General features: G+C 49.6%; 20 protein-coding genes. 8 read left to right on the top strand and 12 right to left on the bottom strand.

The features are described 5' to 3' along the window. Positions 1–12: 12 nt before the first annotated feature. Together Dia5BBH33_RS08435 and Dia5BBH33_RS08440 are read right to left on the bottom strand one after the other, a co-directional pair. Positions 13–1614, bottom strand: a complete 1602-nt coding sequence (locus Dia5BBH33_RS08435; protein WP_143332773.1) for an OPT/YSL family transporter — start codon at positions 1612–1614, stop codon at positions 13–15. Positions 1615–1781: 167 nt separating this feature from the next. After that, positions 1782–3296, bottom strand: a complete 1515-nt coding sequence (locus Dia5BBH33_RS08440) for a PucR family transcriptional regulator (RefSeq protein ID WP_143332774.1) — start codon at positions 3294–3296, stop codon at positions 1782–1784. A gap of 171 nt (positions 3297–3467) precedes the next feature. On the opposite strand from Dia5BBH33_RS08440, the gene Dia5BBH33_RS08445 reads away from it, so the two are divergent. Beyond that, the gene (locus Dia5BBH33_RS08445; RefSeq protein ID WP_108850572.1) at positions 3468–3839 is read left to right on the top strand and encodes a RidA family protein; all 372 of its coding nucleotides are present in this window, start codon (positions 3468–3470) and stop codon (positions 3837–3839) included. Positions 3840–3851: 12 nt separating this feature from the next. After that, on the top strand, positions 3852–4427 hold the full coding sequence (locus Dia5BBH33_RS08450) for a nitroreductase family protein (protein WP_108850571.1): 576 nt from the start codon (positions 3852–3854) through the stop codon (positions 4425–4427). A 906-nt stretch (positions 4428–5333) separates the two neighbouring features. Here the strand turns inward: Dia5BBH33_RS08450 and Dia5BBH33_RS08455 are convergent. Further along, complete coding sequence (locus Dia5BBH33_RS08455) at positions 5334–5612, bottom strand: GNAT family N-acetyltransferase (RefSeq protein ID WP_143332775.1); 279 nt, start codon at positions 5610–5612, stop codon at positions 5334–5336. Positions 5613–5626: 14 nt separating this feature from the next. Here Dia5BBH33_RS08455 and Dia5BBH33_RS08460 point away from each other — a divergent pair, with 14 nt between their 5' ends. Next, complete coding sequence (locus Dia5BBH33_RS08460) at positions 5627–5902, top strand: hypothetical protein (RefSeq protein WP_143332776.1); 276 nt, start codon at positions 5627–5629, stop codon at positions 5900–5902. A gap of 47 nt (positions 5903–5949) precedes the next feature. Here Dia5BBH33_RS08460 and Dia5BBH33_RS08465 read toward each other — a convergent pair whose 3' ends face one another. Beyond that, the gene (locus Dia5BBH33_RS08465) at positions 5950–6657 is read right to left on the bottom strand and encodes an SIMPL domain-containing protein (protein ID WP_108850569.1); all 708 of its coding nucleotides are present in this window, start codon (positions 6655–6657) and stop codon (positions 5950–5952) included. A gap of 138 nt (positions 6658–6795) precedes the next feature. On the opposite strand from Dia5BBH33_RS08465, the gene Dia5BBH33_RS08470 reads away from it, so the two are divergent. Beyond that, on the top strand, positions 6796–7419 hold the full coding sequence (locus tag Dia5BBH33_RS08470; protein WP_143332777.1) for a LysE family translocator: 624 nt from the start codon (positions 6796–6798) through the stop codon (positions 7417–7419). 58 nt (positions 7420–7477) lie between these two features. On the opposite strand, the gene Dia5BBH33_RS08475 is transcribed toward Dia5BBH33_RS08470, so the two are convergent. Together Dia5BBH33_RS08475 and Dia5BBH33_RS08480 are read right to left on the bottom strand one after the other, a co-directional pair. Continuing rightward, complete coding sequence (locus Dia5BBH33_RS08475; protein ID WP_143332778.1) at positions 7478–8143, bottom strand: DUF3298 domain-containing protein; 666 nt, start codon at positions 8141–8143, stop codon at positions 7478–7480. A gap of 28 nt (positions 8144–8171) precedes the next feature. Then, entirely contained in the window at positions 8172–8834 is a 663-nt protein-coding gene (locus Dia5BBH33_RS08480; RefSeq protein WP_108850565.1) for a hypothetical protein, read from the bottom strand. A 184-nt stretch (positions 8835–9018) separates the two neighbouring features. Between Dia5BBH33_RS08480 and Dia5BBH33_RS08485 the strand changes: the two genes are divergently transcribed. The 3 genes from Dia5BBH33_RS08485 (at position 9019) to Dia5BBH33_RS08495 (ending at position 13560) form a co-directional block, all read left to right on the top strand. After that, complete coding sequence (locus Dia5BBH33_RS08485) at positions 9019–10749, top strand: ABC transporter ATP-binding protein (RefSeq protein WP_108850564.1); 1731 nt, start codon at positions 9019–9021, stop codon at positions 10747–10749. After that, positions 10746–12410, top strand: coding sequence for an ABC transporter ATP-binding protein (locus Dia5BBH33_RS08490; RefSeq protein WP_143332779.1), 1665 nt, complete (start codon positions 10746–10748; stop codon positions 12408–12410). The genes Dia5BBH33_RS08485 and Dia5BBH33_RS08490 overlap by 4 nt, the downstream gene beginning before the upstream one ends. 85 nt (positions 12411–12495) lie before the next feature. After that, positions 12496–13560 carry an iron-containing alcohol dehydrogenase family protein gene (locus Dia5BBH33_RS08495; protein ID WP_108850562.1) on the top strand — a complete coding sequence of 355 codons (1065 nt, stop codon included), beginning with the start codon at positions 12496–12498 and terminating at the stop codon, positions 13558–13560. Between the two features lie 131 nt (positions 13561–13691). On the opposite strand, the gene Dia5BBH33_RS08500 is transcribed toward Dia5BBH33_RS08495, so the two are convergent. After that, the gene (locus Dia5BBH33_RS08500) at positions 13692–14312 is read right to left on the bottom strand and encodes a hypothetical protein (protein ID WP_022383165.1); all 621 of its coding nucleotides are present in this window, start codon (positions 14310–14312) and stop codon (positions 13692–13694) included. 1175 nt (positions 14313–15487) lie between these two features. Between Dia5BBH33_RS08500 and Dia5BBH33_RS08505 the strand changes: the two genes are divergently transcribed. Then, positions 15488–17065 (top strand): IS1182 family transposase, encoded by a 1578-nt coding sequence (locus tag Dia5BBH33_RS08505; RefSeq protein WP_143332110.1) that lies wholly within the window; start codon positions 15488–15490, stop codon positions 17063–17065. Positions 17066–17220: 155 nt separating this feature from the next. Here Dia5BBH33_RS08505 and bioB (Dia5BBH33_RS08510) read toward each other — a convergent pair whose 3' ends face one another. From bioB (Dia5BBH33_RS08510) to Dia5BBH33_RS08530, 5 genes are all read right to left on the bottom strand, one after another. Beyond that, positions 17221–18204, bottom strand: a complete 984-nt coding sequence (bioB, locus tag Dia5BBH33_RS08510; RefSeq protein ID WP_143332780.1) for a biotin synthase BioB — start codon at positions 18202–18204, stop codon at positions 17221–17223. A 69-nt stretch (positions 18205–18273) separates the two neighbouring features. Then, complete coding sequence (gene bioB / locus Dia5BBH33_RS08515; protein WP_143332781.1) at positions 18274–19275, bottom strand: biotin synthase BioB; 1002 nt, start codon at positions 19273–19275, stop codon at positions 18274–18276. Positions 19276–19396: 121 nt separating this feature from the next. Beyond that, on the bottom strand, positions 19397–20395 hold the full coding sequence (bioB, locus tag Dia5BBH33_RS08520; protein ID WP_022382299.1) for a biotin synthase BioB: 999 nt from the start codon (positions 20393–20395) through the stop codon (positions 19397–19399). 466 nt (positions 20396–20861) lie between these two features. Further along, positions 20862–21287, bottom strand: a complete 426-nt coding sequence (locus Dia5BBH33_RS08525) for an Hsp20/alpha crystallin family protein (RefSeq protein WP_108850559.1) — start codon at positions 21285–21287, stop codon at positions 20862–20864. Between the two features lie 571 nt (positions 21288–21858). Next, the gene (locus Dia5BBH33_RS08530; protein ID WP_108850558.1) at positions 21859–22776 is read right to left on the bottom strand and encodes a metal ABC transporter solute-binding protein, Zn/Mn family; all 918 of its coding nucleotides are present in this window, start codon (positions 22774–22776) and stop codon (positions 21859–21861) included. Positions 22777–22794 lie beyond the last annotated feature (18 nt).

Raw genomic sequence — 22794 nt, forward strand, 5'->3', positions numbered from 1 at the left:
AATTCATCTGTATTATTTCTTAAGGCTTACACGAACCAAAGAATTGAAGAAGCCATAGAGTGCATCGCCCGCGATACAGCCGGCTGCCATGACGGTGACCGGTATCATTGCTTCCTCACCCTTAGTCTTAATGATAATCAAGCGGACCAGGAGTCCGGCAACAACGGTCAGTCCGGCTATCGGGCTGACAATCAGGAGCCCTGTCGCCATCATGATTCCCATCTGCCTTGCAGAACCGCCAAAGAACTGAAGCAGTGCACCAGGAATAGCCCAAAGAAGAAGATTCTTGACAATTCCCGGATCAATGCCTGCATTGATTGTTGCCACGAAAACATTAGCAACCGGCGGGAATAAGCTCTGCGAGAAATACATATCATGTGTCAAGGCAACGGTAATAGCACTGACACCAAACCCAACGAAAGCAGAAATGAACTGTTCGCGGCGTCCTTCCATTTCAAATGCAGGATCCTTGCCAAATCCACGAAGAATCCAGCCTGTACGGAAATCGAAGCCGCCGTCGGCAAATGCCGGACCGCCGCTGGAAATGAACCCTACAAGAATTGCCAGAGCAACAGGCGGGAATCCAAGAAGAATTCCGATAATCAGGAAAATAAGGGATGTTGCAAAAGCAGGGAACCATCCGGAATGCATTGCAGAAAGACCGATAATAAATTCAGCCAGGATGCAGGCAACAGCAGCATACAGGATCCAAAGACAGAGATATGGAAGAGACATGCCTGTATAAAGACCTGCTACAAAAGACAGAAGAATTGCAGAAAGAATATAGAGAACGAACCCGCGGATAATGCTGTGTTCAACTGCATTATCGCTTCTTGTGTACTGATAGGGTTCCACATCATCTTCTACTGCTTTCTTGCCTTTCTTCTCCAGGAATACCATCAGGATCTGGAATGCAGCGACGAGGCCGGCACCAATCATGAATCCATGCGGCATGTAGAGCGCATTGAGATCAATCCCGAAGAACATCTTGGAATAGCCGCGGAGCAGAAGGCCAATGGCAAACATCAGCATAGCCCACATATTGGCAATCATGGTGATTCCAAGTGCTGACATAGGAATCTTGAAGAAAGAGCCGACAATGCCGGCACCAATGCCCCACATAAGAAGCATTGCCTGCTTTCCGCCTTTATTTCCTGCCTTAATGGCCTCAGCAGCTGCGATACCTGCCGGCCATGCAGCCTTGCCGGGAAATGCCTTGGAGTCGAAGAGCCAGTACAGCATGCACATATCAATGGACATCCCCAGAACCGCACCCATCAGCATCGGCCATACAAGTTCAGCATGTCCCAGCAGATAAGGAATGGCGATTGGCAGCAAGAGTGAATTCGCTGCGCCGAAAGTCGCACTGGATATAGCAGTCTGCACTAAATTCTGTCGATGCATATCCTTGAATTTCATGAAAGCACCGATAGGAATCCTAGAAACAATCAGCGAGATCAATACCCCGATAATTGCTGTGTTCGGCGTTACGCCCAAAGATGTGATGATTTGCAGGCCTATGATTGCCCCAAAAAATGAGAGGAGCACGTTCATAGTCAGCACGCCGGGCTCTAGGGCACTCGGATGCTTTTCCTGCACGGTCTGTACGCTCATATACTGCCTCCTGAACCATAAAAAATAAGGTACCCTCAGTCTGTCTCAGGAACAAAGGATTCCCATTACATGACCTTAGTGTACCTTAAAACCTTCTTTTCATCCTAGATTGAGATGAATAAAGAATAGTTCAGTTTTTGTGCAAACTGCACAATTATGACCTTTTACTATAATAATTCATGAGCTTTTAAAAGAAGCCAGAGAAGCGTCTTCGTCTCAGCGCTGTCCATCGGCTGTCCAATCAGCTTTTCTATCTGCTTAAGCCTGTACTGCATCGTATTCCGGTGAATGAAGAGCTTCTCCGCAGCTTCAGACACATTGCTGTCACAAGCAAGATAAGTCCGGAGTGTCAGAAGATATTCATCCTTTTTCTTTGACCGAAGAACCGGGGCAAGGAGCGAGTTGGATAAAGAGATCGAATCGATTTTTTCAAGAATCAGGTACAATTCCGCATCTTTCTGGCGGATTGTATGCCCTTCTCCATAAATTTTCCTTGAAAGTGTAATAAGGTGCTGAGCAGTTTTATAAGCATGTGGAATTTCCATGATATTTTTGACATCATTACTGATTGCACATGTTGCAGTCACTCCATTCCCCAGCTTTCCCAGCTTCTCACGAATAATCCGAAGAATCTTATCCCAGTCCATAGAGATGTCGTCACCCGATGGGCAGAGAAGAATAATCTTATCGTTTTGCTGGGCAGTCAGGAAGTTGAGCCCAATATGCCCATAGACGCGTACGGTATCCTGCACGATATGATAGAAACTTCTTCGGAACATCATAGATTCTCTTTCCGTCAGCTTGTTCCTTAAAAGGTAGGCCGAGTATCTGTCAATATCAATTATGCAAACACACTTTTCACCCTCCAGGGAAAAACCGAATTCCGCTGCACGCGCAGAGACCAGGTCCCAGTTTACAGGTTTTCCACTGATTAAATCATCAAGAAGATCACGCCTCTCATTCCAATGAGATTCTGTTGCCAGCTCATAATTGATTCGCTGAAGAGCCGCCAGAACTTTAGCATGCTCGATGGCGATCATTTCTTTCTCTGTCAAAGGAATCAATGATTTTACAGCGATATACCCATAATTGGATGACTTTATCATAATCGGAAAGACCTTGAATTTATCCATGGAAGACAGAGCTTCCTTGCTCAGATTATGCGGATAAATATGGACTTCCTTTCCCAGTATGCCGGATAATTCTTCTGCGATTCTCTCAATGCTGTTTGTTTCCAGGGCTACTTTCGTCAGCTTCTTATATACATCATCTGAATATGCAAGCTCTTCCGCCTGCAAATTAATAATCCCTGTCATAATGGGATGCGTGATGTCGATATACGGAATCTCATCCGGGAGTGCAATGAGCGGAAAGTCCAGTCGGTTGCAGAGTTCAATCATTTCAGACGGCACCTTGCCTATATACCTTCCAAATTTGATAGCAAGTCCTGCTGCATCATCTGCCCACGCCTGACGGGCCAGCCGGAGCTGTGCATCCAGATCTTCCCGAATGGTATACCCAGTCGTAATAATGAGCTCATTCTTGCGAATCCACTTATATGCATCCGGTGTCTCCATGATATCCACATACTGAATCACACGATCCTCACCATTAAGACCTGCCACAACTTTTGCGCTTTTCAGATTATCCAAAGCCAGTGCATCTTTAACCGTGAATGCCATCGGCCCGCCTCCTTCCTTTTCTATTCATTTTCAATGCTTTCCTGCTTATTGTCAATCAAATTCCCTGTCCATTCTTACAGTGGTTCCCCTTTGGGTACTTCTTGCTTTTATATCTATTTAAGGTTTATATTTAGGTCAGAATCTTTATATTTTTCCATTGGAGGGATTTCTATGAAGACTATTGAAACGAAGCATGCTCCGGCTGCGCTGGGACCGTATTCTCAGGCTAAGAAGGTCGGAAATCTTGTATTTTTATCCGGTCAGATCGGAATCAATCCGGAAACGGGAAAGCTTGCTGAGGGTCTGGAGGCTCAGGCTGAGCAGGTTTGCGCAAATATCGAGGCTGTGCTGAAGAAGGCCGGCGCCGATATGGAAGCTGTCGTGAAGACGACTTGTTTCCTGACGGATATGGAAAATTTCGCAGCTTTCAATGAAATTTACGGGAAGCATTTCATCAGCAAGCCCGCCAGAAGCTGTGTGTCTGTCCTGGCTCTCCCTGCCGGGGCGCTTTGTGAAGTGGAAGTCATCGCTCACGTCAAATAAGGAGGATTTCTTATGGATTTCAAGACGCTTTGCACCGGATGCCGTACGTACCGCCGTTTCACGCAGGAAAAGATCGCTCCGGAAGTATTGGATGAATTGATGGACAATGTCCGCATTGCGAACAGCGCGATGAACGGGCAGGTGCTCCGTTATGTGCTGGTGAAGGATCCGGATCTTGTTGCCAAGATGCAGCCGATGATCCACTGGGCCGCTGCTCTTCCAAAGGAGCTCGGCACGCCGAAGGTAGGCGAACAGCCGACGGCTTTCGTCCTTATCTGCAAGGAAGGCCGCGGCAATCCGTGGGCTGATGTGGATGTGGGCATCGCAGCAAGGACGATTACGCTGAATGCGTACAGCTACGGCATCGGCTCGGCTATGCTGGGTGCTGTCGAATTCCCGAAGATGACGGAGCTCTTGGGCGTTCCGGAAGACTGGAATCCGCGTCTCCTGATTGCTCTGGGATACCCGGGCTGCAAGAGCACGATCGTCGACGTTCCTGAGAATGGTTCGATCAAGTATTATCTGGATGAAAACAAGGACTACTGCGTCCCGAAACGTCCGCTTGATGAAATCTGCATCAAGAAATAAGGAAATAGAAAAGGACTGCGGAAATACAGTTTCGTGTATTTCTGCAGTCCCTTTTGGGTGGGGGGGGAAAACCGTTCTTCTGATAAAACCATACAACCGAGCTATGCTCGTGGAACCTTTTCATATTTTAAAAACCAATGAATACTGCACTCCTTTCCCGGCAACATTTTAATGATTAGCCGGTACTCCTTCCCCAATGGGGCAGGTCAAAACCTTCCGTACCGGCGAGAACGGCTATTATCAATCGCAATGTACTGAGTTCTGTTCTTTTCGAGCGAAGCGAGGTTTAAGGGTGTTAACCTTGCTCCGAAAGGAGAAGGGGAACCGCGGAACGCGGGGGATGAGATGTAGTTATCGAGCGAAGCGAGGTTGTACGGTTTACTCTCAGTTGCCGCGCCATCGCTAAAAGTGCCAAGGTACGCCTTATTATCTAAAGGCTCTTATATAGAGACCACACAACCGCGACGGGGCGCGAATTAAAAAACCGTAAAACCAGCCTGCGGCTGTAGAACTGCATCTCATCCGTCAGGCAACAGAAATTCGGAGCCTGACACCTTCTCCTGGCGGCGCAAGGTCAACACCATTTCCTTGCTTCGCAATCTGAAAACAAGCCAACCTCGTTCCACTCGCAGAACCTTTTATAAAAACCAATGAATACTGCACCCCTTTCTCTGGCGATATTAAAAAATTTCACAAAATAAAAACCATACAACCAGACTAAAGTCTGTCCGAACTACTGTATCCACCACAAAAGTGGTCCCCCTTCTCCTGACGGAGCAAGGTCAAAGGCATTCTTCCCCGCTGGGGCAGGTCAAAACCTTCCGCTTCGGCGTGTAAGGATATTATCAGTTTTCATGTTTTATGATTTGAGTGATGGGAACCATACGACTCTTTCTCCTCTTTCTTTTATTTTTTTGTTTCTATGGACATGTCGTACCAGGTTTTGTTGCCGTATTTGAGGGCGTTAATGCCGTCTAATGTGTAGCCTAGTTTCTTATAGAGCGGGATGAGGTGGTCTTCGCAGATGAGGGTGAGGCGGGTGCAGCCGAGGGTTGCCGAGAGGTGTTCGGCTTGTCTCAGGAGCTCTGTGCCTATGCCTTTTCCCTGGTACTTGGGATCGATGGCGAGGTAGAGTCCCATGAAGGTGGTGGGGTTTTCTTCGGGGCGGGCTTTCTTTTCGTACATCCAGCCCTGTATGGATGTTTCTCTGGCACCAAGGCGCAGATGAATCCCAGGATTTCTTTTCCTTCTCTGGCAAGGAGGAAGCCTTGCGGGAAGTGTTCTACGTGGGTGGTGAGGATGGGCTTGGCGTAGTAGACTGTGCTTTTGAATGCCGCGGTTGCGATTTCTTCGATGCGGTCGATGTCTTCTATGGATGCGTTTGTGCTTTCCATTTCTTTCTTCCTTTTTGTTTTTTTATTATTCTAGACACTTTTCCTCAAAATTTGCAAGGAAAAAGGACCGTGGCGAAATGATTATCCATTTTGTCACAGCCCTTTTTTCTTTTTATATAAAATTATCCTCAGGCAATTTCAAAGACGATGGTGACGTGGCTTTCCATTTTGGAATCACTGGGGTCTACGGGTGTCGTCGTTTCCACGTTGTCGCGGGCGGCGGCTTTGAAGGACATCAGGCGGTACGGGACGACGTTCACGCTGTCTTCGTTGACGGAGATGACGTTCACGACGGTGCGTCCGAGGGCTGATGCCAGGATGTTGGCTTTGTTCTTGGCATCAAGGGCAGCGGCTCTTAAGGCTGCGTCTTTGAATTTCTGTGTATCGTTCACGCCGAAATCGACGGAGTCGAGGCGGGTGGCGCCTGCATTGATAGCTGCGTCCATGACTTCACCTGTCCTTGCAATGTTGGTGACGGTGACGTTCATGGTGTTGTTGCAGATGTATTTCAAGTCGGTTTTTCTTCCCTTGTTGTCGTAGTTCTGCTGCGGATAGACGCTGTAGTTCTGTGTTTCGATCTTGGAAGCGTCGGCGCCTGCTGCAATGACGGCGTTTCTGACGGCGGTCATCGTGTTCGCATTTTCACGGACGGCAGCTTTGCTGTTGGCGGATTCTGTCTGTACGGAAATATGAAGGGTGGCAATGTCGCTCTTGGCGGTCACTTGTCCCGATCCGGAAACGGTGATGCTTCTTCTGGCAGGTTCTTCTGCCTGCGCTGTCATGGTAGAGAATACGAGAAAACTTGCGGCCGCAAGGGCCAGCCATTTCTTTTTCATGGGAACCTTCCTTTCGTTTGTAAAATAATTGACTATAAGTCATATTATACACTCTTAGGGGCTCAGGGTCAAATTTCCCGCCAGAGCACCGCTGAAAATGATATAATAATTGAAATTTCCTTTTGAGGAGGCGAAGAGATGGATTTAGCGAATTACTTGTCTTTCCTTGGCGCGGCGATCCTGCTGACGCTGGCTCCGGGGCCGGATAATATGTACATCCTGACAAAGAGTCTTTCGGCAGGACCCAGGCAGGGTGTGACGCTGGCGATGGGGCTCGCAACGGGTCCTCTCTGGCATACGCTTCTTGTCATGGCAGGTGTGGCGGCTTTCATCCAGAGCTCGCCGGCATCTTTCATGGTCTTGAAATACTGCGGCGCGGCTTACCTCCTTTATCTCTCCTACGGCGCTTTCCGCTCGAAGGGCGCTTCGATCAAGGCGGGCGACGTGGTGGATAAGTCGGAAAGTTTTGCACTCTACAAGAGGGGCTTCCTCATGAATGCGTCGAATCCGAAGGTGCTTCTTTTCTTCCTCGCGATTCTTCCGCAGTTCGTCCAGCCAAATGGTTTCCTCTCTCCCAGTCTTCAGATCGGTCTTCTGGGCCTGACGTTCTCCATCCAGGCAGCCATCCTTTTCTCAATCGCCGCCATCTGCGCCGGCCAGCTGAAGGATACCCTCATCCGTCATGAGAGTTTCCCGCTCATCATGAGCCGCGTGGAGGGCACGCTTCTCCTCCTGATCGCCATCGGGCTGATGTTCCTGTAATGAAAATGAAATAAAAAGGAAGTGCGTTCTTTGATAGATGTACTTCCTTTTTTGATGCTTATTTCTCCGGGACTTCGCCCATGTCTATGACGATGAAGCCTGCGGCATAGGGAGCGATGGCGTATTGCTGGAAGACGAAGTAGAGGTGATTGTTTTTGTCAATGTAGAAGGTTTCCGGGAATTTGTTGATCTTGTAGTCCTTGAAGAGGAAGAGGTGGTTGGCTTCTGCCTGAAGGGCGGTCTGGCGGCGGAGTTCTTCCAGAGTGAGGTTCGGCATTTTCTTCTTGAGGTCTTCGAAGGTGACTTTATGTCCCATCTGGTCGAAGGTCAGTCCTTTGGCATAGGTCAGAGGATGCGCCGCATGGTAATAGTAAACGGATTCGAAGAAGAGAAGGCTGGTGTACGGGTCGTTTTCTCCAGTCATGCCTTCTTTGTAATTGATCCATCCCTTTGTGCCGCCTCCGGTGCGCTGATTGGCTTTTGCCACATAGTTTCCAAAGCGGTCGATTTCCGTATCGATGGCGCTGTTGATTCTTGCGCGGCGAAGGAGATTTGCGTCTTTCGAGACGGCTTTGCGTACTTCCATGGTGCCGTCTTTGTAGGATTCAGAAACAATGGCAGGGCCTTGCGCCTGTTTCAGTGTCTCGGCGGTGTACGCTTCAGCGGTGCCAATGGCTGGAAACAGGAGCAGGGCAGCCATAAGGCCGATTTCCAATTTCTTCATCGTGATTCCTCCTTGATGGAATGCCGGGTCAGACTGTCCCTATCGGGACGCAGAAGACGCCGTACTTATAAAGCGTCCTTTCGCCCGGCTGGTAAATGGCATAGACGACGCCTTTCTTCGACACGTAGTAGTTCGTGGGAAGGGCCGCCTTTCTATGAGGAAGCAGCATGATCCCTGCTTTGGATGCATATGCCTGAATCCTTTCCTCCGCATCGCCTGCTGTCATGCGTGGAAAGAGACGCTTGAAGGGAATGAGATTTCCTCCCGCGTCAAAGTTGAGTCCCTTCACGAAGAGGGAGGAGCCGCTTGCGCTCTTCCATTCCTCGATGAGGACGAGGCTTGTGATCCCCTGCAGGTTGCTGTAGTAGTTTGCGATAAGACCTTCATTCCACGTCATGATCCCCGTGATGCCGGCAGGTTCCCTGGAAAGTTCGTCCAGGAAATTTCTTTTCTCCCTGGCAATCGCCGCATTGACGTAGCCTGCGAAGTTTTCATTGATGCCGTGCGCGATCAGGTACGGGCTTTTGAGGTAAGCACGTGTAAGATGGTAGTCGTCGGTGCGGAATGCCCCGGACTGCTCCGCCGGATTTCCGGAAAGTCCTGGAAGGGAAATGGTGGCAGCATCCGCTCCGATGCTTCCCCCGAGTGCGAGTACAAAAACGGCCGCTGCAGCAGCTTTTTTCCAATTCATACAAGGTCCCCCTTTATTTTCCTCATATCTATTTCTCATTATATACTAAAAAACGCTTTGCCAAAACAGGAAAAATTCTCATTTATCATTCTTGTTTCTATTTTAAGTATTGTTTAAAACCGTGTGCCTCTCTCTGAATTATAATAGAGAAAAAGGAAGAATTCAGGAAAGAAAGAAGATTATTATGAAGAAATATACGCCCTCGGATCTTCTCTATTACTTTGCGGGAGAGAAGAAGGTCCTTTTGTACGTGACGATCAGCGGGCTCATCTACAATGTGGGCATGACGCTCTCCCCCTGGTTCGAAGGGCAGCTGGCCCAGTACGTGATCGACATCCTGGGCGGCGAGCGGGCGCCATCGGCGATGCTGCGCCTCGCTTCGCTCTACCTTCTGACGATCATGATCGTGCAGGGCTGCCGCGCCCTCAAGCGTCTTTACGTGCGCCATTTTGCCAACGACATCTCCCTTGCGATGAAGGCGATCCTTTACCGCACGCTCATCCATCAGGAAACGGCCAAGGCGGGCGAGACAGAAGGGTCCCTCATGACGCGCGTCGTCTCGGACGTCGATGCCTGCGTGGAAGGCATGCGCAAATTCACGACGGAAGTCTTCGACACGGGCGTCGTCATGGTCGCTTATGCCGCGCTCCTTTTTTACTATGACTGGAAATTGACCTTCCTCGTCCTTCTCTTCCCGCCGATTGCCTACTTCATTGCCGGCCGGCTCAAGAAAGTCGTGACCGACAGCGCACGCGCCGGGAAGGAATCGAGCGGCCGCCTTTCTGACCGCACGATGGACCGCATCAGGAATGCGCTCACTTACCGCATTTTCGGCGAGGAGACGGCGCAGGACGGTATCTATGAGACGTATCTTGCCGATTATGAGAAGAAGACGGTCCGCGCCAATCTCTGGGGAAATACCATGGAGCCTCTTTATGAAGTCATTGCCATGACAGGCGCTTTCTTTATCATCGTCCATGGCGGCAGGAACGTCATGGGAACGGGCTGGGCTTCCTGGGACATCGCTGCCTTCTCGGCCTACCTTGCCTGCTTTGCCCGCCTGGCCGTAAAGGCCTCCCATGCGGCGCATCTTTTCAATGCCGTGCAGAAAGCGAAGGTGTCATGGGTCCGCGTCCGTCCCTACCTGAAGGATATCGAGGAGACAGAACAAAAGGTGTCCCCGTCTGCCACTCTTTCCGTTAGCCACGTTTCCTTCACCTACCCGGGCGGCGACCACCCGATTTACAAAGATTTCAACCTCGAAGCCAAGCCCGGGGAATTCATCGGCGTCACAGGGAAAGTCGCCAGCGGGAAATCGACGCTGGGCCGCACGTTCCTCTGCGAGTACCCTTATGAAGGCACGATACTTTACGGTGGAAAGCGCCTTGGAAGCGAAATCGACCCCATCGGCACGGTCGGCTACATGGGTCACCGCCCCGAGCTTTTCTCGGGAACAATCGAGGACAACATCCGCCTCGGAAAGCCCGGCGATCTCGATGCTGTCCTTAAAGCCGTCGAGATGGACAAGGAAATTTCCTCCTTCCCGGATGGCATCCACACGATGATCGGAGAAGGAGGCCTCCGCCTTTCCGGCGGCCAGCAGGCGCGCGTGGCTCTGGCCCGTACACTCTACCACAAGCGCCCGCTCCTCATCCTGGACGATCCCTTCTCCGCCGTCGACAGAAAGACGGAAGAGGAAATCCTCACCAACATCCGCCCGATGCTGAAGGATTCAATCGTCATCCTCATTTCCCACCGTCTCCATTTCTTCAAGGACTTCGACCGCGTCGTCTGGATTTCAGGAGACGGGAGTGTAGAGGTCCTTCCCCACGAAGAACTTCTCAGCAGGAACAGGGAGTACCGCCGCCTCTGGAAGATGCAGCACGCCCTCGCGGAAGGAGGGGACGATAAATGAGCCAAAAGAATCCCGTCGACACGAAGCGCCCGCTTTACTCCATTTTCCGCTATGCTGCCCTGCATAATAAGAAGCTGACTATCGGGCTCGTCCTTGCCATCCTCATCTCCGTCACCGTTTCCGTCACGCCGCCGCTGATTCTTAGGCGCATCGTCGATGAACTGACGGCAGAAAATGCGACGCTTCCCTTCCTCATCCAGGCAGGCCTTCTCTACTTTGCCCTGACAGCCGTCTCGGGCATCGCGGACTCGGTCAAGGAAACGATCATCACGATCTTCGGCCAGCGCTCGACGCGTCACATCCGCTCCTTCATGGCGGACAAGCTCTCGCGCCTGCCCTCCTCCGTCTTCATAGAAAACGACAGCGGATCGCTCGCCTCGCTCTTCGTGAACGACGTCGACACGCTCGAAGACCTCTTCGACTCGGGCATCATTTCCATGATTTCCGACGTCTTCCGCATTGTTTCCATCCTCTGCGTCGTCTATTTCCTGAGCAAGGGCCTCATGATCCTGCTCTTCTTATCACTGCCGATTCTCTTCCTCCTCACGAGGACATTCCAGCGCCGCATGCTTTCCGCGCAGCTCGACAACAGGAAAGCCGTCGCGGGCATCAATCAGGCCATCCCTGAAACGATTGCCAGCATCCGCACGATCCGCCTCTACCACCGCGAATCCTTCATGGAAGAAAGGTACGGAAAATCCGTCCGCGCGGGGTTCGACGCGATGAACAGGAGCAACTTGTATGACTCGATTTACTCGCCGATCATCATCACGGTGAGCTCGCTTATCATCGCCATCACGGTCGTCCTCTCCGTCAGCAGGAGCGACTTCCAGGCACTCTTCGGCATGAGCGCGGGCACCGCCGTCGCCCTGATCGCCTACGTCGGGAAAGTCTTCTCTCCACTGGAAAGCATCGGCATGGAAATCCAGAATATCCAGTCCGCCATCGCAGGCTGCAAGCGGATCGGCGATTTCCTCTCCGAAAAAGAAATGGAACCGCCTTCCGCAGCAGTGTCCGAAAAGGAAGAAAATATCCCGATTTCCATCCGCCATCTTTCCTTTGCCTACGAAGATGGAGAGCCCGTCTTCCACAATTTCGACCTCACCATCCATGAAGGCGAGAACGTCACGCTGATCGGGCGGACAGGCTCGGGCAAGAGCACGCTCTTCAAGCTCATCTGCGGCCTCTACCAGCCATCGGAAGGCACCGTCCGCATCTTCGGGCGCGCGCCGGAATCCATCCCTGAAGAGGAAAGGAGAAAGGTATTCGGCCTCGTCGAGCAGCAGTTCAAACCTGTTTCGGGAAACATGAGAGACCAGATCACACTCTCCGATCCCTCCATTTCTGAGGAAGATGTCAGAAGAGCACTTGCCGAGACAGGCATCCTTCCTGCCATCGAAGACTTGCCGGAGGGCCTTGATACGCCTTACGACCCGGGACTCCTTTCACAGGGCCAGTTCCAGCTCCTTTCCATTGCCCGCGCAACCGTCACGAATCCGCCGCTTCTCCTTCTCGATGAAATTACGGCGAACCTTGACTCCGTCACGGAAAAGCAGGTCTTAGACGCCCTCCGCGCCGCTTCTGAAAAGCGCACCGTTCTCTCCATTTCCCACCGCCTCTTCGAAGCCGCAGGTGGCAGGCAGGTCCGCATCGGTCATTGATTCTTGAAGAGACCATCTGATTCGACTATAATACCTGTATACATTCCAAGGCCATGAGCCTTTTACATAAGAGAGGGGATCATTTATGAATAGTACGTATTTTCCGCACTTCACCATCGGCAGCGATGCCTATGACAAGATTCCGGATATTTGCGGCGAATATGGAAAAACCGCTGTCATCATCGGCGGCACCAAGGCCAGAATCGCCGCTGAACCGCTGATCAGAAAAGCAGTCAGCGGAAAGATCGACATCACCGGATCCTTCCTCTACGGCGACGACGCTACATTTGAAAACGCCGAAGCTCTGACAAAGATCCCGGAAATCCAGGAAGCCGACATGATTTTCGCCGTCGGCGGCGGCCGCGCGACCGACACCTGCAAATGGGCTGCGCACCTCCTGAAGAAACCGATCTTCACATTCCCGACGCTCGCATCCAACTGCGCCTCCGTCACTGCCGTCTGCATCATGTACAACCCGGATCACAGCTTCAAAGGCTCCATTTACAGAGAACGCGGTGCATGGCACACCTTCATCAATACGGAAATCATCGCACACTCCCCGCGCCAGTACTTCTGGGCAGGCCTCGGCGATGCTCTTGCCAAACAGTATGAAGTCCCCTTCTCCGCCAGAGGTATGGACCTCACATGGATCCAGCAGACCGGCGTGAACAACGCACAGAACGTGGCACCAGGCATCCTGAAATACGGCAAAGAAGCCCTCGCTGACGTAGACAAGGGAATCGTGACAGACGCTCTCGAAGCAGCCACACTTTCCATCATCGTGGCTCCCGGCATGGCCTCCGTCTGCATCGAAGACGATCTCGACTCCAGCCTCGCGCACGCCATCTACAACAGCCACACCCGCACTCCGCACAAAGGCGAGCACCTCCACGGCGCCGTCGTCAACTACGGCCTGCAGGTCATGCTCACCATGGACGGCCAGATCGAAGAAAGAGACAAGATCTACAACTTCGCCAAATCCATCAACCTTCCGCACTGCCTGGAAGACATCGGCATCGACCCCAAGCATCCCGATGAACTCGTAGAAAACTGCCTCCATACCAAGGATATGAGAGTCAAACCATACGACATCACCTTCGACATGGTCTATAAGGCTATGATGGATGTTGAAAAACTGAAGGATAAGTAAAGATAGGAAAAGATAGGGAAAAAGGACTCTTGGCGGGTCCTTTTTTTGTGGGGGATGGACAAGAATAGGATAAAAATAAAAGTACCTGATTCTATTACCGTGAATCAGGTACTTTTATTTAATTACTTGTTTTAGTAAACATTGCCTTTATAAAAATCAGCAACATTTACTTCATCTAAAAGTTTATTTGTCGCACGGCTATAAGCTCTATCATAGCTGCCAGATGTCTTTCCGATCTCTGTATAACTCTGGTCAGCAAGATAATCTCCAGCTTTCGCATCATAAAGTACAATATTTGTCAGAACGGTAAGATTCTTTCTCTGTCCAGTGAAGAAATTTGCTTTTACTTCTGCGGAAGTTGTTCTTGTAGAAACTAAAAGGACATACTGAACATTTTCTTTTGCAGCTAAAGCCTTAAAATCTTTTGATTTTAATACTACTCCGAGATCCTGTTCACGCTGAGTATCTGTATCGGCTTCTTCACGAAGATAAATACGAAGATCTTTCTGCGCCTGAGCAAATGGTACTACGGTGTGTCCTGCTTTTTTGACCTCATCAGCAAATGAATCAAAAATTCTTTTTTCAATTTCTCCCGGTTTACCAACATAATTCGGATCCAATTGAATAATAAGTAATGTATCCGGTCCCTTAGCAGATGCAGTCTTGGATCCTAAAGAAATTGCCTGTGCTGGTGCAACCTGTAAGAGGAACAAAGCAAATAAAGCCGATAGAAAAATAAATAATCTCTTCATAAATAATTCTCCCTTCCGTTTAAAATTGTTCCGGATTTAGATATTTACAGCATATCATAGGGAATTTGTATTCTCAAAAGCCAAAAAATCATAATTGTTACAATAATTAATAGAATTTTGTTATAGCTAATTTAAATATATATTTCCTATTCACAAACTTTCTTTAAAGGGTTTCGGTTAAATTTGATTAGAGGATTATCTAACACAAATACATTTGTATTAAGCTTAGAACCGCACAACCGAGCTTTGCTAGTAGGAAAAGTAAAACATGAAAAACCATACAACCGGCTTGCAGCCTGGGAAATGAACCTCCTCAGTCGGCTCCGCCGCCAGCTCCCCCTACGGGGCGAGCTCTGACATCCTGAGCGATGATGCTTCGCCTTTTTAGAAACTGCACCCCTTTCGCCCTTCGGGCACTTCCCTCCGTTGGGGGCAGCCCTGCGATGAGAAATGAAAAATATCCAATCTGATTTGTCTTAAACTTATATAACTTCGTTCGTGGAAAAAGAGAAAACCGGACGACCGAGCTTCACTCGAAGGAACTGCACCCCTTTCTCCAGCATCAGTATAAATGTAGGCTGGATCCTTCCCCGACGGGCAGGTTAAAACCTTCCGTACCGACCCTTACCGATATTATCACTATCATTTAAATACGTTCACCGTAAATGAAAACCGTAAGATACTCATTCGATACTATCCGTTAGCATCGTAGTGGAGGAACTTGACCTGCCTCAGCGGGGAAGAATGCCTTTGACCTTGCTCCGTCAGGAGAAGGGGGACCACTTTTGTGGTGGATGAGATGTAGTTCCTCAGCCGCAGGCTGGTTGTGAAGGTTTTTAAAGAATGCATTTTCTAAAGTTGCCAGGGAAAGGGGTGTAGTATTCATTGGTTTTTATAAAAAGGTTTCACGAGCGCAGCGAGGTTGTGTGGTTTTGCACTTGACCTTGCCCTGGAAGGGAAGGTGCCCGACCCCAATTTCTGATGTCGGGCGGATGAGTTGCAGTTCCTTCGAGCGTCAGCTCGATTGTATGGTGTTCAGCCGCAGGCTGGTCGTCCTGTTTTAATTTCTTCATCCCACTAAAAAAGGGGATGTGACAAAATTCATCCCAACAAAAAAGGCTCTGCCCCGGATCATTTGGTCCGGGGCAGAGCCTTTCGTGTTATAATTTTTTACAATGAAAAATAACAACACTAGCAATCATTTTACCGCAGAACAAGGCATTTTGCCAATGTTTCCCTCTGAGATTCTCAATGTCGATGATCCTGTTTTAATGTATGACAGATTTATGGAGGAAATCGATCTTAAAAAGTACCTTCGTTACATACCGACGCGTGGCGCTGGCAGACCCAGGTATAATCCCGTCAACATGCTGAAAACGATCATCTATGGTTTCGCAGAAGAAGGATATTGCTCTTTTAGAAAACTTGAAGATAATTGCAGGGTTAATATCAGATATATGTACCTGATGAATTATGAAGCCCCATCCTATCGGACATTCTGTCATTTCGTGAAGGGCTTTCTTAAGTATTCTCTCAAGGATATCTTTTATTCAATTACGAAAGAACTCTGCGGCAAACTCAACGTGGATTTGCAGCATATATATATTGACGGTTCCAAGTTTGAAGCGAACGCAAATAAATACAGCTGGGTATGGAAGAAATCCGCTGAAAAATCCCGCTACAAGCATTTTGCCAAGATTACCAGCCTTTTTGAGTTACTCAATGATGATCTTAAGTATGACCATATGAGTGTAAACATCAATACAGAATACGCTCCGGACTATCTGCGTCTGGTATTGGATAAATTAAAAGAAATCTGGCAGATTGATGAGACGGCCTTTGTTCATGGAAGCGGGCATCGCAAGTCCGATCATCAACGCAAGTATGAGCAGCTTAAGGCATATACATCAAAACTTGAAGAATATGTTGAGAAGATACAGATATGCGGTACTTCCAGAAACAGTTATTCGAAGACCGATACGGATGCAACATTCATGCGAATCAAGTCGGACTACATGGGAAATGATCAGCTTCTGCCTGCATACAATGTCCAAATAGGTGTTGCCGATGAATTTATTGCCGTAATTGATGTTAACCAGTATCGTTCAGATATGGATTGCTTCGTACCGCTGATGGAGGAATTCCACGAAGTCTATGGGGCTTATCCTAAGTATCCTGTGGCAGATGCAGGATATGGATCTTTCAACAATTACATCTATTGCGAGCAGCACGGTATGGAAAAGTATATGAAATTCCCCATGTACAAGAAAGAAACGAAAGACAAGAAATACCATACCAATCCGTTTCGGCCAATAAACTTTAGAGTTGATGAGAATGGAACCATCCGTTGTCCAAATGACAGGGCTTTCAAATTTATCTATAGACATCTGGTCAGAGGGAACTTATACGGCAGGCAGGAGGAAGTATTTGAATGCGAAGACTGCCAAGGATGCCCGCTGGCAGAGCAATGTAAAAAGACCCCGAAGAACAAAAGAATCTCATTGAGCAGAGAACGGAATAACATGTACCAGGAGGTTCAGGATAATCTGGAAAGCATCCATGGAGCCCTGCTAAGAATGAACCGGTCAATCCAGGCTGAAGGAACTTTTGGAATCATGAAACATGACAGATGGTACAAAAGAATCGTCAGAAAAGGGATAGATTCTGTAAAAGCCGAGTTATACCTGGTAGCACTTGGCTATAATTTAAGGAAATACATCACAAAAATAATGCGTATAAGGATTGCCGCCTAAGACAATATAATTAAAAGTCTTATGGGGGTAAGGGGGCTTACGCGCATTTTTACGTAAAAGGCTTACAGCAGAGCTAAAAATGATGAAATAAAGACGCAAAAAAGAGGCTGCAACAAAATGATTAACCATTTTGTCACAGCCCCTTTTTTTCCCATTTAGAGGACGCGGCCTAGGTCGCGTGCCATTTGTTTGTCCTTTTCCGGGGGACGGCCGGCGATGGTGAGGTAGCCTCCTATCATGGCGCCATTGAGGCCGGCGGCGAGTGCGAAGGACTGCATGTCGCGGAGGCCTCCTTCTCTTCCTGCGCATACGCGGATGATGGCGTGGGGCAGGATGAAGCGGTAGACGGCGAAGTAGCGGAGGATTTCAAGCGGCTGCGGCGGCTTGGTTTCTCCCATCGGGGTGCCCGGGATCGGGTTGAAGATGTTTAAGGGGACGGAGCGGATGTCTCTTTCCTTCAGGGCGAAGGCCATGTCGAGGCGGTCCTTTTCCGTTTCTCCCAGGCCGAAGATGCCTCCGGAGCAGACGTCGAGTCCTGCGGCATGGATGCGGCGGATGTGGTTCATTTTCTCGTCATAGGTATGCGTGGTGCATATTTCGGAGAAATAATCTCTCGACGTTTCCAGGTTGCAGTGGATTCTTTCGCAGCCTGCTTCCTTGAGTCTCTTCAGCTGTTCGTCGGTAAGGAGCCCCAGTGAGCAGCAGACGGAAAGTCCGGTGTGCTGTGTCACGAGGCGTACTGTTTCGACGATGGATTCGAATTGTTTGGGATCGGTCTGGCCTCTCCCGCTGGTGACGATGCCGAATCGTTCGGCGCCATAGGCTTCTGCCTGACGGGCTTCTTTGAGAAGTTCTTCAGGACGGCGGAGCGGATACTCCTTGACGCCTGTGTTGTACCAGCCTGACTGCGCGCAGAAGCGGCAGTTTTCGCTGCAGCGTCCGCTTCTTGCGTTGACGTCGCTGCAGAAGTGCATCTCATCTCCGCAGAAAGTGCGGCGGATGCGGTCGGCGGAGGCTATGAGGAAATAGGGTTCGCGCTTCCCGCAGTCGAGAAGTTTCTCCGCCATTTCCCTTGTTATTTCTCCGCCTTCCAGGACTTTGTCCATATACTCGGTAATGAGCGCTATATCCTGATTCATTGTCCCTCCCATTGGTTCTTCCCGGTATGATCAAGGAAAAAGGCACGCCCTGCGGCATGCCTCTTCCACTTACTGTACGTTCGGCATGGTTCTTGTACGACCGAGGTCGCGCAGCATGGTGAGATCATCATGCGGGTCAGATCCCTTGCTGGTGAGGTAGTTGCCGATCATGACGCCATTCATTCCGCCTGCCAGAGCCATGGACTGCAGGCTTCTTAAGTTCAGCTGGCGGCCGCCTGCTGTACGGATCTGTGCCTTTGGAAGCACGAAGCGGAACATAGCGAATGAACGGAGGATTTCCAATGGAGCCAGAGGCTCGTTGTGTTCATAAGGGGTTCCCGGAATCGGGTTCAGCACGTTGAGCGGAATCGCATCAATGTGCAGTTTCTTTAGATGGAAAGCCATCTCGACTCTCTGGTCGAGGGTTTCGCCCAGACCGAGGATGCCGCCGCAGCAGACGCGGATGCCGGCTTTCTGAGCACGCTGGATGTTCTCAGCTTTTTCCTCGGCGGTATGTGTGGTGCAGACTTCCTGGAAGAAGGAAGGTGCGGATTCAATGTTGCAGTGAAGACGGTTTACGCCGGCTTCACTGAGCTGGTATGCCTGTTCCTGTGTGAGGAAACCAAGCGAGCAGCAGACTTCGATGCCGATTTCCGTGCGGATACGGCGGATGAGATGCAGAATTTCTGCGAAGTCTTTCGGATTTCTCTGATCCCGGCCTGCGGTAACGATATCGAAGCGGGCAGCGCCTGCTTCTTTCGCTTTCTGGGCTGCTTTCATGACTTCTTCTTCCGGCAGGAAGGTGTAATTGTCTATGCCTGTGTCGTAACGGGCAGACTGGGCGCAGAACTTGCAGTCTTCCTGGCAGCGTCCGCTTCTTGCATTGACGATGGCGCAGAGGTCGACGCTTCTGCCGGAGAATTTCTGACGGATCTTATCAGCGCATGCCAGAAGAAGCATGGTGTCTTCGTCTGTCGCACGAATCAGTGCTTTTGCTTCTTCTTCGGTGATTTCTCCGCCGTCCAGAATTCTGTCTGTAATTTTTAAAATCTGTTCACAACCGCTTTCCATGAATGACCACTCCTTAAACGAATACATCCTGTTGTATAGTAACAGGGTCTCTCCTTGGTGAAACCTTACGCGTCAAATGCGTAATTCTGACCTCTCGGAAATCGGGAAATTTCCGTGAGGCTTAAAGCTGTGGCTGGGTTCTGCTTCTTCCCAGATCGTTGACCATGGTCAGGTCTTCTCTCGGATTTCTACCGCCGGTGGTCAGATAACCGCCGACCATGATGCCGTTCAGGCCGCCCGAGAGAGCATGTGCCTGGAGGCTGCGAAGATTGACTTCACGTCCGCCTGCTGTGCGGATGAGCGCTTTTGGAAGTACGAAGCGGAATACTGCAAATGTACGGAGCACTTCCAGCGGAGCCAGACGTTCGTTCGTGTAGAACGGTGTCCCTTCGACAGGGTTGAGGATATTCAACGGAACAGAGTCGATGTGGAGCTTTTTCAGATGGAATGCCATTTCCACACGCTGGTCGAGGTCTTCGCCCAGTCCGATGATGCCGCCCGAGCATACGCGGATGCCTGCCTTCTGCGCTGTCTGGATGATGTCTTCCTTATCTTCCATCGTGTGCGTGGTGCAGATTTCCGGGAAATACGACGGTGATGTTTCGATGTTGCAGTGGATTCTTGTGATGCCTGCTTCGCGAAGACGGATGGCCTGTTCCTCAGTGATGAGGCCCAGGGAGCAGCAGACTTCAATGCCCACCTGATCGTGAATCTTCTTCACGACATCGATGATTTCCTCGAATTCATTCGGATTATCCTGATTTCTTCCGCTCGTTACCAGAGAGAAACGGACAGCGCCCGCATCCTTGGCTTTCTTGGCAGCGGCCAGAATCTGGTCCTCCGGCAAAAGACGGTAAGTCGTAGCTCCCGTCCTGTAATGACCGGACTGCGCGCAGAATTTGCAGTCCTCCTGGCAGTGTCCGCTGCGCGCATTGATGATGGCGCAGAAGTCAACAGCATTGCCGTTGTACTTCTGACGGATCTTATCTGCCATAGCCAGAAGCAGCATGGTATCTTCATCCTTTGTACGGATCAGACGGCCTGCTTCTTCTCTAGTGATCTCTCCCCCGTCCAACACTTTGTTGGCCAGGCGGATGATTTCCTCACAAGAGCTTTCCATATGTAATTCCTCCCGAATAAAAAAATGGTTTCCCAGGTATTGGAGATTAACCTGTAAAATGACCGCAGGAATCTGCACTGTCACTTTATGAAATAGTATATTCTATAAACGGTTTATTTGTCAATTTCAGTATTTGCTTCAGTTCACAATAGGTTGACAAAGTAGACATTTAATCAAGCGTCTGGAATACACTGTGAAATCTTCGGTTTTATCGAAGGAAATGGGACATAGCTCCATAAAAATAAGGGCTCTTCTGACACGTGATGCATTGTCAAAAGGGCCCTTGATCGTCTACTAAGGAAATATGTATAAGTTGTCATACAAGATTTATATAACTTCAGGCGCTGCCTTGAGCGCTGCTGTTTTTGGACGCGAAAAAGTCCCGGCAAGGATTTTCGTCCTTGCCGGGACCTCCTCAGGAGTATATGCATCCGGCGGGAGAATCATCTCCCATGCGGCTCACCGGTCAGTCGATCTGAATTTTATGGGACGGTTCGATTTCAGGTTTCCCGGATTTCGGGAGCTCTACTTTCAAAACGCCATCCTTCAGGCTGGCTTTGATGCCCTCTTCCTTGACGCCACTCACGGCGAACTGACGCTGGAAACCGGCGAAGCTGCGTTCACGGCGGATAAACTTACGATCTGCGTCTTTCGTTTCCTTCGTGTCTTCTCTCTTTGCGGACAGGGACAGGATACCGTTTTCGTAAGTGACCTGAATCTCATCTTTCGTGTAGCCCGGCATGTCACAGGTTACTTCATAGTGATCTTTCAGATCTTCAATATCCGCTTTTGGAACGGAAACATAATCTTTGTAAATGGTCGGAACATCATCAAAGAAATGATCCAGGACCGTATCACCAAACAAACCATCAAATGGAATCAAGCTTCTCATAATAATGACCTCTTTCCTTTTGCGCTTACATTTGCGTTGTCAAACTTTTAGGATTCCCGGGGCCCCTTTCCTCCTGACAACTATAGTATAGCACTTTTAGCACTTAAATCAAGAGAGTGCTAAAAAATTTTTGACTTTTATTTTTCGATTTTTGAAAGTCCGCATATTTACGGAACATTCACGTTCTAAACTTATTGATTTTTTGACTTTTATCTTGTCAAAGTTAGCCATAAAGCACCATTCATTTTTCTTTTGAAAAGGAGAAATTGCATCAAAAAGATAAAAGAAGAAGCTGTGGCAAAATGTACAATCATTTTGCCACAACCCCTTCTTTGTGTTGATATAGCTGCCCAGAGAATTAATCTAACATAGATATACAATCTCTACAATCTAAAAACCTCAAAACCTCGCTACGCTCGTGGAACTACTGTATTCCCCGGCTTCGCCGGGACCTTCTCCTTCGGAGCAAGGTTAACACCCTTAAACCGAACTTCGTTCGAGAAAAGGAGAAAGAGCGTCTTGGCGGATTTTGCCACAGCCCCTTCCTTTTTCAATTCTCAAATCAATCAAATCAGTTCAGCGCAAGTCCTTTGTCGATTTTTTCCAGGTTTTCTTTCATGGTCTTGACATAGTTTGCGTCTTGTTCGCCGCTTTCTATGGTGTCAAGGGTTTCGACTTTGGCGCCGGCTTCTTTGGAGATAGTCTCGGTCAGAGCCGGGCTGATCATGTCTTCGGTGAAGATGGTCTTGACGTTGTGCTTCTTGCAGAAGTCGATGATGTCTGCAAGTTTGGCCGGGGACGGTTCGCCGGATGCGAATGCGTCTTCGACGCTGGCCTGTGTCAGGCCGAAGTCACGGCAGAGGTAGCCGAAGGCTGCATGGCCTGCAACGAGTTCTTTGCTGTGGCCGGTGGAGAGTTTCTTTTTGTACTCTTCGGTCATAGCCGTGAGGTCTTTGTCGAGCTTCTCATAGTTCTTTTCGAAGTATTCCTTGTTTTCAGGAGAAGCGGCAGCAAGGGCATCAGCGATGTTCTTTGCTTCTTTTCTTGCTTCTTCCGGTCCGAGCCAGACGTGCGGGTCAAAGTCGCCGTGTTCCTTGATTTCATCCTCATCCGTCAGGCGGATGGGGTCGATTCCCTTGGATGCAACGACAGCGACGGGGCCGTCTTTCATGCTCTTGAGCATCTCTGGCGCCCAGCGTTCCATGCCCATCCCGTTGTAGATGAAGACTTTGGAATCTTTGACGCGCATCATGTCGGATGCTTTAGGTTCAAATTCGTGGGGTTCTGTGCCGTCCGGTATGATGACAGTGATAGCTACGCGGTCTCCCCCGATGGCCTGCGTGAGCTCTTTCATGGCTCCAAAGGATACGGTGACGGGAACTTTCCCTGCCGGGGCAGATGCCGCCGGTTTCTCTTCCTTGCCACAGCCTGCTGTAATGATGAGGCAAGCTGCCGCGCCAGCTAAAGCCAATTTTTTCCACAATTTCATGATAGAGATACTCCTTTT

This window comes from Dialister hominis, from assembly GCF_007164725.1.
In the GTDB taxonomy this organism is placed as follows: domain Bacteria; phylum Bacillota; class Negativicutes; order Veillonellales; family Dialisteraceae; genus Dialister; species Dialister hominis.

Bases quoted from the DNA above. Each gene is read 5' to 3' on its own strand.
- Dia5BBH33_RS08485 (WP_108850564.1), top strand. From the start codon at position 9,019: ATGAAGAAATATACGCCCTCGGATCTTCTCTATTACTTTGCGGGAGAG.
- Dia5BBH33_RS08480 (WP_108850565.1), bottom strand. From the start codon at position 8,834: ATGAATTGGAAAAAAGCTGCTGCAGCGGCCGTTTTTGTACTCGCACTC.
- Dia5BBH33_RS08475 (WP_143332778.1), bottom strand. From the start codon at position 8,143: ATGAAGAAATTGGAAATCGGCCTTATGGCTGCCCTGCTCCTGTTTCCA.
- Dia5BBH33_RS08465 (WP_108850569.1), bottom strand. From the start codon at position 6,657: ATGAAAAAGAAATGGCTGGCCCTTGCGGCCGCAAGTTTTCTCGTATTC.
- bioB (WP_143332781.1), bottom strand. From the start codon at position 19,275: ATGGAAAGCGGTTGTGAACAGATTTTAAAAATTACAGACAGAATTCTG.
- Dia5BBH33_RS08525 (WP_108850559.1), bottom strand. From the start codon at position 21,287: ATGAGAAGCTTGATTCCATTTGATGGTTTGTTTGGTGATACGGTCCTG.
- Dia5BBH33_RS08445 (WP_108850572.1), top strand. From the start codon at position 3,468: ATGAAGACTATTGAAACGAAGCATGCTCCGGCTGCGCTGGGACCGTAT.
- Dia5BBH33_RS08460 (WP_143332776.1), top strand. From the start codon at position 5,627: ATGTTTCTCTGGCACCAAGGCGCAGATGAATCCCAGGATTTCTTTTCC.
- Dia5BBH33_RS08440 (WP_143332774.1), bottom strand. From the start codon at position 3,296: ATGGCATTCACGGTTAAAGATGCACTGGCTTTGGATAATCTGAAAAGC.
- Dia5BBH33_RS08490 (WP_143332779.1), top strand. From the start codon at position 10,746: ATGAGCCAAAAGAATCCCGTCGACACGAAGCGCCCGCTTTACTCCATT.
- Dia5BBH33_RS08505 (WP_143332110.1), top strand. From the start codon at position 15,488: ATGAAAAATAACAACACTAGCAATCATTTTACCGCAGAACAAGGCATT.
- Dia5BBH33_RS08500 (WP_022383165.1), bottom strand. From the start codon at position 14,312: ATGAAGAGATTATTTATTTTTCTATCGGCTTTATTTGCTTTGTTCCTC.
- Dia5BBH33_RS08450 (WP_108850571.1), top strand. From the start codon at position 3,852: ATGGATTTCAAGACGCTTTGCACCGGATGCCGTACGTACCGCCGTTTC.
- bioB (WP_022382299.1), bottom strand. From the start codon at position 20,395: ATGGAAAGCTCTTGTGAGGAAATCATCCGCCTGGCCAACAAAGTGTTG.
- Dia5BBH33_RS08470 (WP_143332777.1), top strand. From the start codon at position 6,796: ATGGATTTAGCGAATTACTTGTCTTTCCTTGGCGCGGCGATCCTGCTG.
- Dia5BBH33_RS08495 (WP_108850562.1), top strand. From the start codon at position 12,496: ATGAATAGTACGTATTTTCCGCACTTCACCATCGGCAGCGATGCCTAT.
- Dia5BBH33_RS08435 (WP_143332773.1), bottom strand. From the start codon at position 1,614: ATGAGCGTACAGACCGTGCAGGAAAAGCATCCGAGTGCCCTAGAGCCC.
- Dia5BBH33_RS08530 (WP_108850558.1), bottom strand. From the start codon at position 22,776: ATGAAATTGTGGAAAAAATTGGCTTTAGCTGGCGCGGCAGCTTGCCTC.
- Dia5BBH33_RS08455 (WP_143332775.1), bottom strand. From the start codon at position 5,612: ATGTACGAAAAGAAAGCCCGCCCCGAAGAAAACCCCACCACCTTCATG.
- bioB (WP_143332780.1), bottom strand. From the start codon at position 18,204: ATGAATCAGGATATAGCGCTCATTACCGAGTATATGGACAAAGTCCTG.